This window comes from Paenibacillus agaridevorans (assembly GCF_018604145.1).
GTDB classification, from domain to species: Bacteria; Bacillota; Bacilli; order Paenibacillales; family Paenibacillaceae; genus Pristimantibacillus; species Pristimantibacillus agaridevorans.
Genome location: NZ_CP075889.1, coordinates 6,779,413 through 6,794,005, shown reverse-complemented (window position 1 = coordinate 6,794,005; position 14,593 = coordinate 6,779,413). Strand labels below are relative to the sequence as shown.

General features: G+C 51.0%; 8 protein-coding genes. 4 read left to right on the top strand and 4 right to left on the bottom strand.

Annotated elements, in window-relative coordinates; genetic code table 11:
* Positions 1-36: 36 nt before the first annotated feature.
* Complete coding sequence (locus KJW29_RS27180; RefSeq protein WP_214627018.1) at positions 37-633, bottom strand: TetR/AcrR family transcriptional regulator; 597 nt, start codon at positions 631-633, stop codon at positions 37-39.
* 318 nt (positions 634-951) lie between these two features.
* Here KJW29_RS27180 and KJW29_RS27175 point away from each other — a divergent pair, with 318 nt between their 5' ends.
* Positions 952-1,833, top strand: a complete 882-nt coding sequence (locus KJW29_RS27175; protein WP_214627017.1) for an ABC transporter ATP-binding protein — start codon at positions 952-954, stop codon at positions 1,831-1,833.
* 15 nt (positions 1,834-1,848) lie between these two features.
* On the top strand, positions 1,849-3,468 hold the full coding sequence (locus tag KJW29_RS27170; RefSeq protein WP_281426296.1) for an ABC transporter permease: 1,620 nt from the start codon (positions 1,849-1,851) through the stop codon (positions 3,466-3,468).
* Positions 3,469-3,528: 60 nt separating this feature from the next.
* On the opposite strand, the gene KJW29_RS27165 is transcribed toward KJW29_RS27170, so the two are convergent.
* The 3 genes from KJW29_RS27165 to KJW29_RS27155 form a co-directional block, all read right to left on the bottom strand.
* Positions 3,529-5,715, bottom strand: a complete 2,187-nt coding sequence (locus tag KJW29_RS27165; protein ID WP_343222680.1) for a YhgE/Pip family protein — start codon at positions 5,713-5,715, stop codon at positions 3,529-3,531.
* Positions 5,716-5,834: 119 nt separating this feature from the next.
* The gene (locus tag KJW29_RS27160; protein ID WP_214627016.1) at positions 5,835-8,870 is read right to left on the bottom strand and encodes a DEAD/DEAH box helicase; all 3,036 of its coding nucleotides are present in this window, start codon (positions 8,868-8,870) and stop codon (positions 5,835-5,837) included.
* A complete protein-coding gene (locus KJW29_RS27155; RefSeq protein WP_214627015.1) occupies positions 8,867-10,051 on the bottom strand; it encodes a hypothetical protein in 1,185 nt (394 codons plus the stop codon). Before KJW29_RS27155 ends, KJW29_RS27160 begins: the two co-directional genes overlap by 4 nt.
* 151 nt (positions 10,052-10,202) lie before the next feature.
* Here KJW29_RS27155 and KJW29_RS27150 point away from each other — a divergent pair, with 151 nt between their 5' ends.
* Together KJW29_RS27150 and ppsA are read left to right on the top strand one after the other, a co-directional pair.
* Positions 10,203-11,279, top strand: coding sequence for an ankyrin repeat domain-containing protein (locus KJW29_RS27150; RefSeq protein WP_214627014.1), 1,077 nt, complete (start codon positions 10,203-10,205; stop codon positions 11,277-11,279).
* A 274-nt stretch (positions 11,280-11,553) separates the two neighbouring features.
* The gene (gene ppsA, locus KJW29_RS27145) at positions 11,554-14,166 is read left to right on the top strand and encodes a phosphoenolpyruvate synthase (RefSeq protein ID WP_214627013.1); all 2,613 of its coding nucleotides are present in this window, start codon (positions 11,554-11,556) and stop codon (positions 14,164-14,166) included.
* The last annotated feature ends 427 nt before the right edge of the window (positions 14,167-14,593 follow it).

The window sequence follows — 14,593 nt, the reverse complement described above, 5'->3', positions numbered from 1 at the left end:
GCTTGATTGGCGGTTGGTCTGTTGAAGGTACTCTATTTACTTACCTGGTGCAATACCTTTAATCATCAATTCTGTCCACTGGGCGGTATAAGGGAGTATTAATGGGTAGATGTGCGGGCTGGAGATCCCTTCCACAAGGGCTTGGAAATAAACCAAAAGAAACTCATCCGAATATTTCAGATCAACCTTGCCTTCTTTACGTCCGCGATGGAATAAATCCAGCATAAGCCCAAAGCTTATCTCGGAGTATTGCTGCATCATCGAAGGTAGGCCGGCATCATCCTTCCTCGTAAAAAAATTCATCAAATCCAAATAAAACTGCTTGCTTATTTTCTCCAAATAATGAATCTTATTTTGACTCATGGCAATGAAGGTTTCTTCGAAAGGTCTATTTTCCGCCATGATTTTTTGGGCGGTTTCCCCCATTTGATTTAGAAAATACGTATACACTTCATGGATCAGATTCTCTTTGCTCCCAAAATACTTAAAAATCGTTGTTTTGCCAACATTGGAATATTGGGCGATATCATCCATCGTTATACTATCTATGCCGCCTTCGGTATTAAGCAAGTGAAAAGCTGCTTCCAAAACTTTATTTTTTTTCTCCTGTGTCCTCTTGTCGAATCCATTCATTTCTAACTCCTGCTTTCTAAATGATTGAAATAAGAGTATCTCCGGAAAACCAAATTCATATTTTCCCTTCCTATTTAGTATATAGAAATAGTTATGAATGATCAAACGATGTGGAGTTCCAAACTAACGTATTGACAATTGACTAAATGGATAAAAGGGTATATAAATGAATGTATACCTCTCTTACAGTATTAAACTTTCTTGAATTTGTTTATTTGTGAACTAAATCAATTAAAATAGTACACAAATTACGAGACGGAGCTTTGCTTGCAAATGTAAACACGTTAATACAACCTGTAAAGAAGGAGTGTTAGAGCCATGACAGAAATTGTGAAAGTTCAAGGCTTGCAAAAAAAGTTCGGAAAAATTAAAGCGTTGCATGATGTGTCATTTTCGGTAAATGCCGGGGAAGTTGTCGGTTTTATCGGGCCAAACGGAGCTGGAAAGTCAACAACGATTCGTACCTTGCTCGGAATTATCAATCGGGATGCAGGTGATGTGAAAATCTTCGGAAAGGATGTGTGGAAGGATAGCCTTGAGATTCATAAACGAGTTTCTTATGTTCCAGGGGACGTAGCCCTTTGGGGCAATCTAACTGGCGGCGAAATCATCGATTTATTCATCAAATTGCATGGCGGCGGAGACAAAAACAAACGCGACTATTTGATTAAACGCTTTGAATTGGATCCTAAGAAGAAAGCCAAAGGCTATTCTAAAGGAAATCGGCAAAAGGTCGGTTTGATTGCGGCTTTGTCCGTTGACTCCGACTTGTATATTTTCGATGAACCGACTTCCGGTCTTGATCCATTGATGGAAGCTGTATTTCAAGACGAGGTTGAAAAAATCAAGCATGGTGGGAAAGCCATCTTACTGTCCTCTCATATTTTAAGCGAAGTGGAACGTCTGGCCGATAAGGTGGTCATCATTCGCCAAGGCAAAGTGGTAGAAACCGGGACATTGGATGAATTGCGCCACTTAACCCGGTCTACGGTTACCTTATTAACGGAAGGCGATGTGGGCAGAATGGCCTCCGTTAACGGTGTCCATGATTTCAAGCAAACAGGAAATCAAGCGACATTCTCCGCGGACAATGAATGTATAAATGATATTTTATCCGAAGCGGCAAAATTGGGCGTTAGGAAGTTTGAAGCCATTCCTCCTACGCTTGAGGACTTATTCATGCGTCATTATGAAGTCTAAGAGCGGGAAGGGGCAATGATGATGAAAGAAAAATTTGCACGTTGGGATGTACTATTTGCTCTATATCTGAAACGCGATTGGAAAAAAATCATCATCTGGATTACAGGCCTGGGTTTGTTTTCCGCCGGTTTTGTTCCGGCATTCGGGGAAATCGGCAAGGAGCAAGGCTTGCAGGGGATGTATGAAACCATGCAAAATCCTGCCATGATATCCATGGTTGGTCCGACATCGGTTGATGCAGCAGCCGATTATACTTTGGGTGCAATGTATGCGCATGAAATGCTGTTATTTTGCGGTTTGTTTGCGATGATTATCGCTGCTCTGCATGTAGTGAGCCATACTCGCAAAGAAGAAGAATATGGACTTACCGAACTGGTACGCTCCTTTCAGGTTGGTCGCCAAGCCAATTCGCTTGCCGTAATTACCGAAGTCGTCATTATCCAAATGATATTGGCGCTCCTTATTGGCGGAGTTATGACTAGCTTTGGCGTAGATACGATTTCGGCAGAAGGATCCTTTTTGTTTGGCGCATCCATCGGGATGGCTGGGGTTTTGGGAGCCGTGATCGCATTAATGATGGCGCAAATTATGCCGACCTCATCCGGTGCAACGGGTTCATCGCTGGGAATTGTAGGCTTGCTTTATATTTTTCGCGCCGGTACGGATGTGTCGAATGTGGATTTCTCCATGATCAATCCGATGGGCTGGACTTATCTGACTTATCCATTTACAGACAACAGCTGGTTCCCGCTGATTTTGGCTGTAATCTTCAGTATCATTGTCTTGGTCGTGGCTTTTGCCCTTGAAGGCGGTCGGGATATGGGTGCCGGTTATTTGCCTGAGAGAGAAGGCCGGGGTTCGGCAAAAAAGTCATTGCTATCCGTACATGGCTTGTTTATCAAGCTTAACAAAGGCGTAACCGTGAGCTGGTTGATTGCTTTCGTCATTATGGGAGCAGCCTACGGTTCTATTTATGGGGATATGCAGACCTTCATTGAAGGCAATGAATTGATGAGTCAAATGTTTACGATATCCGGCGTTTCACTCGAAGAGGCATTTACCGGGACCATTATGATGGTCATGATGGGTCTGGTTTCCATTCTGCCGATAGCCATCGTGAACAAACTTTTTTTGGAAGAAGTGCGGCTGCATTTAAGCCAGCTATACTCTACAAGAGTGACTCGGGCCAAGCTCTATTGGACGAGTGTCGGTTTGGCCGCCATTGCCGCAGTCGTTGGCATTCTATTGGCTGCGGGCGGACTTGGCGGGACGGCCATTTCTGCGATGGGTGGCAGCTCTCTCATGAAGCTGGGCGATTTTATCGCCGCAGGCTATAACTTTCTTCCTTCCGTGTTGTTCTTTATCGGTCTTGCCGCTCTGGCTCTAGGCTGGGCACCAAGACTAGGCAAAGCGGTTTATGTTTATCTTGGCTATTCTTTTGTTTTAAACTATTTCGAAGGCATTCTGGACTTGCCGGAGTGGTTCTCCAAAACAGCCGTTCAAAGTTGGTTGCCGCGGATGCCGGTAGAATCGTTTGATGCAGCAGCCTTTATTGCGATAACAGTGATTAGCATCGCCATGATGGTTATTGGCTATATTGGATATCACAAAAGGGATATGGTCGAAGGAGCTTAATTGCGGCCGGTCCGTCGATCATAAATCTGATGAGCTCGATCGTTTGTTGAGGGGGACGCGTTAATGAATGAGCTTGCTCTCCCGTGCCTTTCGTACGAAACGGGCGGACATACGATTGATGGAATTCTTCAAAGCAAGCCCGACGAACAGCGCGATTGCGGCAAAAACGGCCATTGCCAGCAAATCCCGGCGGACGATGTCCCACAGGATCCCGCCGACTGCTTCCCTCATCATGCTTATCCCATAGGTAAACGGTAGGAACGGATGTATCGCCCGAAAAAAGGCGGGAGTCACCTCGATCGGGAATGTCCCGCCGGAACCGGCCAATTGCAGGACTAACAGTACGATCGACATGGCCTTGCCGACATTCCCGAATACCGAGACGAGCGTATACACGATCAACATGAACACGGCACTCAACAACAAACCGAACACGATAAACCATAGCTTATCCAAGACGTATGTTCGAAGCAGCCACATATCCCCAAGCGTGACCAGCAAAGACTGTAATAGAGCTATCGTAAGAAAGCTCAGAAAGCGGCCGAAGTAAACCTGATAGCTGCGATAAGGTACATCGGGATGATGGATTTCGACCGTGAGCAGAGAGACGAGCAACAGCGCTCCAACCCATAAGGAAAGCGTAGTGAAGAAGGGCGACATAGCCGAGCCGTAATTGGGAATCGGAAACAGCGTCTTTTCCTCTAAAACGATAGGGTTGGCAAAAAAGTCGCTCAACAGCGAGTTGTTGTTTTTTAGAAGATCAATAAGCTCGTCCAAGCTCCCCATCTTTTCAAGCTCCCGGATCCGGTCCGCCAGCTTTCCTACCTTGTTCTCGGCTTCGGGCAGCTCTTGCTTCAGATCGGCAAACTTCTGTTCGCCGACGTCCAGAAGCTTGGCTGCATCGGCAACCATCCGCTCGACATCGGGAAGCGCTTCGTTCGCATCCGCCAGCAGGGATCGAGTCTTGGCAACGTTTTGTTTCGCATGCTCGATGGCCTGGCTTATTCCCGGCGTTGTTTCTTCATCATAACGGTCAAGGATGCTTCCGAGAGCATCGGAAGATTCTCCCGCTATCCTGTTCAATTCGTCGATAAGTTTATCGGCAGGCTGCGCGCCTTGGTCTATGGCCTTCGCGATCCCATCGACTAATTTTCGTTGCTGATTGAAGCGATTCTCGATCTCCCGCAATTTATCCGTTACCGGCAAGGGCATGCTGCCTTTACTGAATGGGGTGAGCCGTTCGAACAAGGATATTAGCTTGCCGACTCTATCGGAAGCGGCGGTCAGGCGTTGAGAAAGATCGGTTAAAGTTTGATTCGCCTGCTCCATGTCCGAATGGTCGTTCCGAAGGATATCCGTCAGCGATGCCGCGGCATTCGCCGTTTGTTGCAGCAAGGCAAGCTGCAGCTTGATAGCGGGCGCCGCTTCATCCATAACAGCCGAGCTGTGGTCAAGGAATTCGCCCAAGCGTTGGGCAAAGTCTGCTCCTTCCTTCGCGAGCTCCGTCACGATCGGCAGATTGCTTTGCAGCATGCGTATCCGTTCATTGGCAATGGATGCATCACGCGCGATGATGTCTACGGTTTGATTCAGCTCCGGAATGATCGATTCCAGGCTAAAGACGGCATCGCGAATCTTGACGATGTCCGGCAGGTTGCTCTCAAGCCCGATCCCGAGTTCGTTGAATATCCGGAATATGATATCGGAAGCGGTCTTGGTGAACTGATGATTGACTTCATTAATAACGCCTTTTGCACCTTGGGCGGTTATTTTCGGTGCAATCGCGTTGATCTTCTCGTTCACGGTGTAGACAAGTACGGCTTTCTCAGGGTTGTCCGACAGCACGGTGGAAATACGAGCGGAAAAGTTCTCCGGTATGGTAATGCTGGCGTAGTACCTTCCATGTTCCACCCCTTGAAGGGCTTGCCTCTCGTCCGTGAATACCCAGCCGATTGCGTGGTTTCGTTGCAGCGAAGCGATGATTTCTTCCCCGATGTTAATCGGCGTTCCGCGCAGGGTCGCACTCTTGTCCTTGTTGACTACGGCTACTTTAAGTTCACCCGTGCGTCCGTATGGATCCCATGATGCCTCAATGTTAAACCAGGCATAAAGAGAAGGCAGGACGGCAAGTCCCAAGACGATGACAAGAGCGGCCCAATTCCGGACAATGCCGCGAATATCGTTGACATATATGAAACCGATCTTGTTCATTCCCACATTCTTCAAAGCTGTATGAATCCGCGCCATACGTATCCCTCCAAGCTTCCAGATCATGATTCCAATAAAGTAGAATGCCCAATGGCACCCAATTTATCAATATCTATCCGCTTGAAGGTGAAGGCGACCGAAGATTGGGCGAATCCCGCTCAATCGCGCGACCAGTCCCGCCGCAGCGAGAACAGCTCCCGAAGCGCATCCGTCGAAAGCTCGGTAATCCAGCCCTCCGAGCTGGAGATGACGTTGTCGCTTAGCTGCTGCTTGTTCTCCAGCATCTCGTCGATGCGTTCCTCGAGGGTGCCGAGCGAGATGAATTTATGCACCTGCACGTCGCGCGTCTGACCCATCCGGTAGGCGCGGTCGGTCGCCTGGTTCTCGACGGCCGGATTCCACCAGCGGTCGAAGTGGAAGACGTGGTTCGCCGCGGTCAAGTTAAGCCCGACGCCCCCCGCCTTGAGGGACAGGATGAACACGTTCGGCTGCTCAAACGGCGGAAGGTCGCGGGACTGGAAGCTTTCGACCATCCGGTCACGCTGCACCTTCGGCGTACTGCCGTTCAGGTACAACACGGGCTCGCCCAGCTCGCGCTGCAGGACATCCTGGATCATCTTGCCCATGCCGATGTACTGCGTAAAGATGAGGCAGCGCTCGTCCGACTCGCGAAGCTCCTTGACCATCGCCAGCAGCCTCTCGAGCTTGGAGGAGCGGGCGACGATCGCCTCCGTCTGTTGCGGGCCATCCTCCGACTCCGTTCCCGTATCCTCATCCAATAGAGCCGGATGGTCGCATGCCTGCTTGAGCCGCGTCAGCGCTCCGAGAATCGCGCCTTTGCGCTGAATGCCGTCGAGCTTCTTCAGCTTCTCGAGCAGCTCCTTGACGCAATTATCGTACAGGGCAGCTTGCTCGGACGTCAGCGGAACATACGACTTCATCTCGTTTTTGTCCGGCAGATCGAGCTGGATGGCGGGATCCTTTTTCTTGCGTCGCAGCATAAACGGTTTTACTAGCTTCTTTAGCTCCGCCGTGCGACGCCCGTCCTGTTCGCGTTCAATCGGGCCCGCGAACCGGTCCTGGAACGCCTTGGCGGTCCCGAGGTAGGTGGGCACGATAAAATCGTAGATCGACCAAAGCTCCGCCAGCCGGTTCTCGATCGGCGTCCCGGTGAGCGCGATGCGATGGAGCGCGGGAAAGCTTTTGACCGCCACGGCCTGTCTGGTCCCGGCGTTTTTGATATTCTGGGCCTCGTCCAAACAAACGGCGCCCCATTGGAACCCGGACAGCGTCTCCTGGTCGAGCGAGGCGGTAGCAAAGGAGGTCAGCACGACGTCAACGCTGCGGGCCTCTTGCCGAAACTCGTCGCCGCTCTTTCGCCCGGAGCCGTAATGCATCGCCACCCGCAGGGACGGGGCGAAGCGGGAGATTTCCTTCTGCCAGTTGCCGAGCACCGACGTGGGACAGACGATCAGCGAAGGGAGCCGCATTCCCTCGTCCGCTTGCTCCTTGGCGTGGAGCAGGTAGGTGATCAGCTGGACCGTCTTGCCGAGGCCCATGTCGTCCGCGAGACAGGCCCCGAGCCCGAAGCGGCGGAGAAAAGCCAGCCAGGCGAATCCATCCTGCTGGTAGCTGCGTAGCTCGGCGCGCAGACCGGCCGGCGGATCGAGTCTAGGCCATTCGCTCTGCTGGTTGATCTTGGCCATCAGCCCGGTCAAATGCGCGTTTAGCTCAACTTCGAGCTCAACGCGGGCTTTATCGGCCGCGAATATCTCCGCGTCAGCGTCCGACGCCCCTCCATCCGCGTCAGCGTCCGACGCCCCTCCATCCGCGTCGCCGTCCGCCTCGCTCTGCGAGAGCAGATGCAATTGCAGCACATCCTGGAAGCTCAGCCCCTGGCTCTTGTCCATGCCTTCCATCATGCGCCGGATCTGCGCGATCAACGCCGGGTCGAGTACGATCCAGCGGTCCCGGAACTTCACGAGACGCTCCCCTCGCGCGAGCAGCTCGTCGAACTCCTGCTCGTTCAGGTCGGCGTCGCCGATGGAGATGCGCCAGTCGAAGTTCAGAATCGCTTCCAGCCCGAATAGCGACTTGCCGCCGCCGCGTTTCTTCTTGGATTCGTCCTCCGACTGCACCGCCGCGCGCAGTCTCGGCTTCTTGCGGCTTGCCGCTTCCCACCATGCGGGCAGCAGGACCTGCCAGCCGGCTTCGAGCAGTTGGCGGCTGTCTGTGTTGAGGAACCGCCAGGCCGCTTCGTCGTCAAGCGGCTTGCCGAGCACGTCTTCGCCGCGCGACAGCCGATCGTGCGGAAGGCTGGCCCGCAGCCGTTGCAGCCAACCGGCCGAGCGGCCGCGGATGGCTTCCGCCCACGCGTCGGGCCACTTGCCGGTCGCCTCGCCGCCGTCGTTGAGCCGCACTCTTCGGAGCGTAGCGGGATCGCTTTTGTCCTGCAGCACAAACCGCAGCCGCCAGCGGGGGTGCTCGTCGCCCTCCCACGGCTCGATTAGCTGCAGCAGGGGGCGGAAAGGCGCGACATCCGCTTTCCAGCCGATCTGCACGAGCCAGGACTCGGCATCGAGCCCCGCCGTCGCGGCACTCGCGTGCTCTCGCGCGAACAGAGCCGGGAACTCCCGGCGCAGCTCCGCCTCTTCCGCCTCCGTGCCGTAGTAACGGCACGTGACGGCCGCCGAGAAGGCAGCCTTCAGCCCGGCGCGCGCCTCATCATTCCAGCCAGCGCGCTCCAGATCCAACTCGTCGCGGCGAGCCTGTCCGAAGGTTGCGATGGCCGCCGCCGCATCCCAGCTCCAGTGCAGCGAGCCGCTGCGGTAAGCCGCCAGGTCGGGGGCGTACAATCTCTTCTCCAGGCACTCGCCCAGCAATGGAGCCAATGATGCCAAGCGCGCGGCATCGTCCTCCCATTTCCACTCGATATGCGCCAGGAGCGGCCCCGAAGCGAAGAAGGAGATGACCTCTTCGGCGGGAAGCACGACGGCCTCGAGCTCCCCGACTTTGACGACCTCCAGCTCGGTGCCGTAGAAGGACGGCTCGTGCCAGGCGAACAGGCGATGCTTAAGCTCAAGTCCGGTCCACTCCCGAAGCGAATCCGGGTCCGCGAAGAACAACGCGTCTCCGTGCGACGTCAGCATCATCCGAACCGACAGGGTATCCATGTTTAAGGTAGCCGATGTCATGGAATCAGCCCCCCTTTCCGCAGCTCTTCCTGAAGGGCCCGCAGCCTGCTATGCCGACCCGCGAATGTCTCGATGTACGTCTCCCACCGCTGCTCGCGCTTTAGCTTCTTGTACAGCTTGGCCAGCCGTTTGAGCAGCTTGACCGCCCGCTTGTAGCCGTCGCGGTTTTTCTGCAGCACGTATCTCTCCACGCTTTGGTGGTAGAAAGGCAGCAGCGCTTCCGGCGCCTCCTTCTCGATGGGCTGGAGATCCTTCGCTCGAAAGCCGAGCGGATCGCTGCCGTGGCTAAGCTGATAGTCGATCCACTGCCGCCAACGGCCATAGCTCATTAGTTTCTCCACGTACAGGCTGCTGCAGTAGGGAGGCAGGCTCGCGATCGCGCGCCACATTCGTTCCTCGGCCTCCGGCAATGCCCGGACGACGGCATCCCAGTAGCGTCCATATTCGCCAAGGCTGCGGGGGCTGCGCCCGACTTGCTCGTTCGCGCAATGGCTCAGCCAGGCTTCAAGCCGGGTCCAATTGCCGCTCTCCTCCAGCAGGCGCAGAAAGCGGAACACCTGCTCAAGCTCTAGCCCATGCCGCTCCGCCGCTCCGAGCAGCCGCCAAGCCTGTTGATCCTCTTCCAGCCAGAAGTGCATCCAGGCGCGGGCGACGAGCGGGAAGAGCGCATCGCTCTTGCTCGGTCCTTCGGTCAGATGCACCAGCTCCTCCAGGAGAAGACGATGGCCTTCCGCCTTTGACGAAATGAGGGAAATCCACAGCTCGGCGTAGATAACCAGATAGAAGGGCGGAGTCCATGCACGCCCGAGCGCCGTTTCGCGCATGTACGCGGTCGTCTCCAGCAGTCTCCCCGGTTGCTTGACCGCAGCCTCCGGCAGCAAGCCGCTATGGAGGTGACTCTCGAGCGCATGAACCGTCTCGGATACAGCCATTTGGGTGGAGTAGCTTAATTGGCGGCTGTTCGCTTGCTTGCCGAGCAAGAATAGCAAGGCGTTTAGCTCGAATAGCCAGGCCTCCTCGGGCGTCATTTCCGACATGAAGGGGCGCATCTTGGAGCGCACCTCGATTCCATAGTTCCTTTCGTACTGGCTGCTCGCCGCTTCCCGGGCGCAGCTGGCGATCAGCTCCTGCCACTGGGCAACGCTTAGCTCGGTCATTCGATTGGTCTCCATTTTCGTCATGATGGCGGATATTCCTTTCTAGAGCTTGGCCGCTCGTGAATCCATTCCTTCATTATAACGATAAATGGTCAAGATGGCATACAGCCCAAAGGATAAGCGTTCCTTATAATGGAGATAAGCGGATTGGGACTTTAATGGAGGAGGGAAACGGATGATCGTCCTGAAAGATATAGGAAAATTCGAGCAACTGCCGGAAATCGCGATGCACATTTACAAAGGAGATATACCCGCACTACAGGCTGCCATTGCGGCTGGCTGGAATATCGAAGAGGGTATCGCCCTTAGCAAACACACGACGCTGAGCCCGCTCGATCTGGCGCTTGTATCGCAGAAATTCGAGGTCGTAAAGCTGCTGGTGGAGCATGGCGTCAACCTGAATGTCCATCATAACCCGGCTTTCCTGCGGGCCGTTCGCTACGGCAAGGAGGACGTCGTTCGTTACCTTGCGGCGCACGGTGCCAAGATGGACAAGCCCAATCACACGGGGTCGGGCGCTTATTCGCAGGCTTACTATGGCAACAAAAGCCATATTCCGCTTATTCATGAGCTGGGATTGGATATTCGGGCGCATGGCGGTCCCGTCTTGCGTCAAGCCGTGTCGGACCATGATTATAAGACGCTAACGTACCTGCTCGACCAGGGCGTGGACATCAATTACAACAAAGCGGATATGGTCTATCCTTATCAAGCGACTCCGCTAACCGTGGCCGCGCGCATGGGAGCGATGGACATGGTCAAATTTTTGGTGGAACGCGGCGCGGACGTCACGATAGCGGAAAAGGACGGCGAGCGGCCGTATACGATCGCGGTCAGCAATAAGCAGGCAGCCATGGCCGACTATTTGAAATCGCTGGAGCCCGCCGATTTTCATAATGCCGCTAACAAGAAGCTGGCGCTTAAAACGTACAAACTATCCGGCGAGCTGGTCGACTTTCTTACAGGGGATAAGCTACGCTTGGAGCTGGCGCCAAATGAATATGACATTCGATATATCGACTTTTTCGCGTGGATCGATACGATCGAGATGAAGGTCGGCAGGCAAAAGCTGCTGCGCCTATCGGCCGACATCGACAATTACTCCGGCCTGCAGCTGGTATGGAACCCAAAAAACAAGGTTCTGGGCTGTTATGACGTGGAGCACAAGACATACGCGGATTTGTGCAGCTTCTCCGACTTCCTCGCCAAGTCCGAGGATTACCTCATCAGGTTTATGGAGGGATCTCTATAGACTCCGGCTGATCGGACTTAACAAACCTTCTACCTATTCGTAGGCCTCCAAGCCGGTGAGCACCTTTAACGGAGGGGGAAATCAATAAAAAGAAAAGAACCTGATCGTTTGATCAAGTTCTTTTTATTGTACATAAACAGGACATGATGATATAATCAAATTACAACTTTTTTAGAAATGAGCAAAAGAAAGGCATCTTATACTATAAATGTACCATGCCGGCAAACTCTTGTCAAATGTTTTTTCTAAATTTAATGGTTAGGAGAGATGTTGATTGAGTTCTTTGGTTCTGGGTTTTCAGGAAATGGAGAAAACGCAGCTTTCGCATGTTGGAGGAAAAGGGTTAAATTTAAGGGAATTATCTAAAATTCAAGGAATACAAGTGCCTGAAGGGTTTTGTGTTACGACAGAAGCTTATCAAAAAGCCATCAAACAAAATGAAACGTTGCAATCCTTGTTGGATCAACTATCACGGCTAAATGCAGGAGATCGAGATCTAGTTGCTGAGATCAGCAGGAAGATTAGGCAAATCATTATGGAAGCAGAAATTCCTTCCGATGTTGTGAAAGCTGTTGCTCACTATCTCACCCAGTATGGCGATAAACATGCTTATGCCGTGCGTTCTAGCGCGACGGCCGAAGATTTACCGCATGCCTCGTTTGCTGGTCAACACGACACGTATTTAAATATTGTCGGAGTAGAAGCCATATTGGAACATTTACGCAAATGTTGGGCTTCCTTATTTACGGATCGTGCGGTAATTTACCGGATGCAAAACGGATTTGACCACAGTCAAGTTTATTTATCCGTTATCGTACAAAGGATGGTTCTGCCACAGGCTTCAGGGATTTTATTTACAGCTGATCCGATTACTTCTAACCGTAAGTTGCTATCGATCGATGCAAGTTTTGGACTTGGAGAAGCACTGGTCTCCGGCTTGGTATCTGCCGATTGTTATAAAGTAAAGGAAGAAGTAATCGTCGATAAGATGATAGCAACCAAGAAATTGGCTATCTATGGACTAAAAGACGGAGGAACAGAAACCCGGCAGATCAATCCCGATCAGCAAAAGATACAAACACTTACTGATTGGCAGATTTTGCAACTGGCACGTACAGGAAGACAGATCGAAGCATACTTTGGTTGCCCGCAAGATATCGAATGGTGTTTGGTTGATGATACATTTTATATTGTCCAGAGTCGTCCAATCACTACTTTGTACCCGGTCCCTGAAGCGAATGATCAAGAAAATCACGTCTATGTATCTGTCGGTCATCAACAAATGATGACCGAGCCCATGAAACCATTGGGGCTGTCTTTTTTCCTCTTGACGACTCCTGCCCCTATGCGTAAAGCTGGAGGAAGATTGTTTGTTGATGTGACCAATCAATTGTCTTCATCTGAAAGCGAAATTTATTTAAATACCTTGGGGGAATCTGATCCACTCATAAAAGATGCACTGATGACCGTTATAGAGCGTGGAGACTTTATAAAGGTGTTATCTAATGATAAAAAAGAAATAAGTTCCAATAAAAGCAACAACGGTATGGCGTCTTCAGGTTATCCAGCACAAATCGAACACGATCCGACAATCGTTTCTGATTTGATTAAGAGCAGTCAATCATCAATAGAAGAGTTAAAACATAACATCCAAACGAAATCAGGATCAGATTTATTTGATTTTATTCTAGAAGATATCCGGCAATTAACGAAGATTTTATTTGACCCCAAAGGTTTAGGCGTGATTATAGCCGCTATGGATGCTTCAACATGGATCAATGAAAAAATGAACAAGTGGTTGGGTGAAAAAAACGTAGCAGACACGCTGTCTCAATCTGTACCCAACAACATTACTTCGGAAATGGGTCTGGAGTTGTTGGATGTTGCAGATGTGATTCGTCCTTTTCCAGAAGTCATTCATTATTTACAGCATGTAAAAGAGGATAACTTTTTGGATGAATTGGTTAAGTTCGAGGGTGGACGGGAAACCCAAGAGACCATAATGGCTTATCTCAACAAATATGGCATGAGATGTGCTGGTGAAATCGACATCACTAAAACTCGTTGGTGTGAAAAACCCACTACTCTTATTCCCTTGATTCTCAATCACATAAAAGAATCCGAGTCCGGTTCAGGCAAACGGAAATTTGAACAAGGGCGACAGGAAGCTCTGGAAAAAGAAAGAGAGATATTAGACCGATTGGAACAACTCCAAGATGGCGAACAAAAAGCCAAAGAAACAAAACAAATGATCGACCTAATTCGGAATTTCATTGGTTATCGTGAATATCCCAAATACGGCATGATCAATCGCTACTTCGTTTATAAGCAGGCATTATTGAAAGCAGCCGAACAACTCGTACAAGCGGGAGTTCTTCATGATAAAGAAGACATATACTATCTCGCTTTTGAAGACCTTCGCGAAGTTGTACGCACAAATAAACTGGATTACCAGATCATCAGCAAACGTAAAGACGAGTATAAATTATATGAAAAACTAACTCCCCCGCGTGTTATCACCTCTGACGGTGAAATCATTATGGGTAAGTACAACCGAGAAAATCTCCCAGCCGAAGCGATTGTAGGCTTGCCCGTTTCATCCGGAGTGATAGAGGGACGAGCGCGTGTTATCCTAAATATGGAAGAAGCGGATCTGGAAGATGGAGATATATTAGTTACTTCCTTTACAGACCCTGGCTGGACACCATTATTTGTATCCATGAAAGGACTTGTCACCGAAGTTGGTGGACTGATGACCCATGGAGCAGTGATCGCACGTGAATATGGCTTACCGGCTGTTGTCGGAGTGGATCATGCCACCAAACTGATAAAGGATGGACAACGAATTCGCGTGCATGGAACAGAAGGATATATCGAAATATTGTAGTGCGACGGCGAAAAATGTGAGTGGCAAAGAGCCGGCCGTATCGTTTCATTCTTTTTTGTACAATGGTCTGAGGTTTTTCTACGACCTCATTCAGAACAAACGAAGCGTCAAGGAAGCTTTCCAAAACGCAAAGTCTCTGGACACGGGTATGGATATGTTTCAGTTATATGAAAAAGAGCAGCAGTCTATCGGCTGAAGCAAGAATACAAGTCATTTCATGAATTCAGGGCATTCCATATCGGGGTGCCCTGATTTTTTGCCTGCAAAATAACGTACTGAAATCTGCCACAAGTGTTTGGCCTTGGAGCCCGCACATTTTCATGATGCCGTAAACAAGAAGTTGGCGCCAAATGACTATGACATTCGGTATATCGACTTTTTCGCGTGGATCGATACGATCGAGATGAAGATCGGCAGTCGAGATAGA

What these genes read in the sequence shown, in the direction of transcription:
- KJW29_RS27160 (WP_214627016.1), bottom strand. Translation starts at nt 8,870, where the DNA reads ATGACATCGGCTACCTTAAACATGGATACCCTGTCGGTTCGGATGATG.
- KJW29_RS27150 (WP_214627014.1), top strand. Translation starts at nt 10,203, where the DNA reads ATGATCGTCCTGAAAGATATAGGAAAATTCGAGCAACTGCCGGAAATC.
- KJW29_RS27175 (WP_214627017.1), top strand. Translation starts at nt 952, where the DNA reads ATGACAGAAATTGTGAAAGTTCAAGGCTTGCAAAAAAAGTTCGGAAAA.
- KJW29_RS27170 (WP_281426296.1), top strand. Translation starts at nt 1,849, where the DNA reads ATGATGATGAAAGAAAAATTTGCACGTTGGGATGTACTATTTGCTCTA.
- KJW29_RS27180 (WP_214627018.1), bottom strand. Translation starts at nt 633, where the DNA reads ATGAATGGATTCGACAAGAGGACACAGGAGAAAAAAAATAAAGTTTTG.
- KJW29_RS27165 (WP_343222680.1), bottom strand. Translation starts at nt 5,715, where the DNA reads ATGGCGCGGATTCATACAGCTTTGAAGAATGTGGGAATGAACAAGATC.
- KJW29_RS27155 (WP_214627015.1), bottom strand. Translation starts at nt 10,051, where the DNA reads ATGACGAAAATGGAGACCAATCGAATGACCGAGCTAAGCGTTGCCCAG.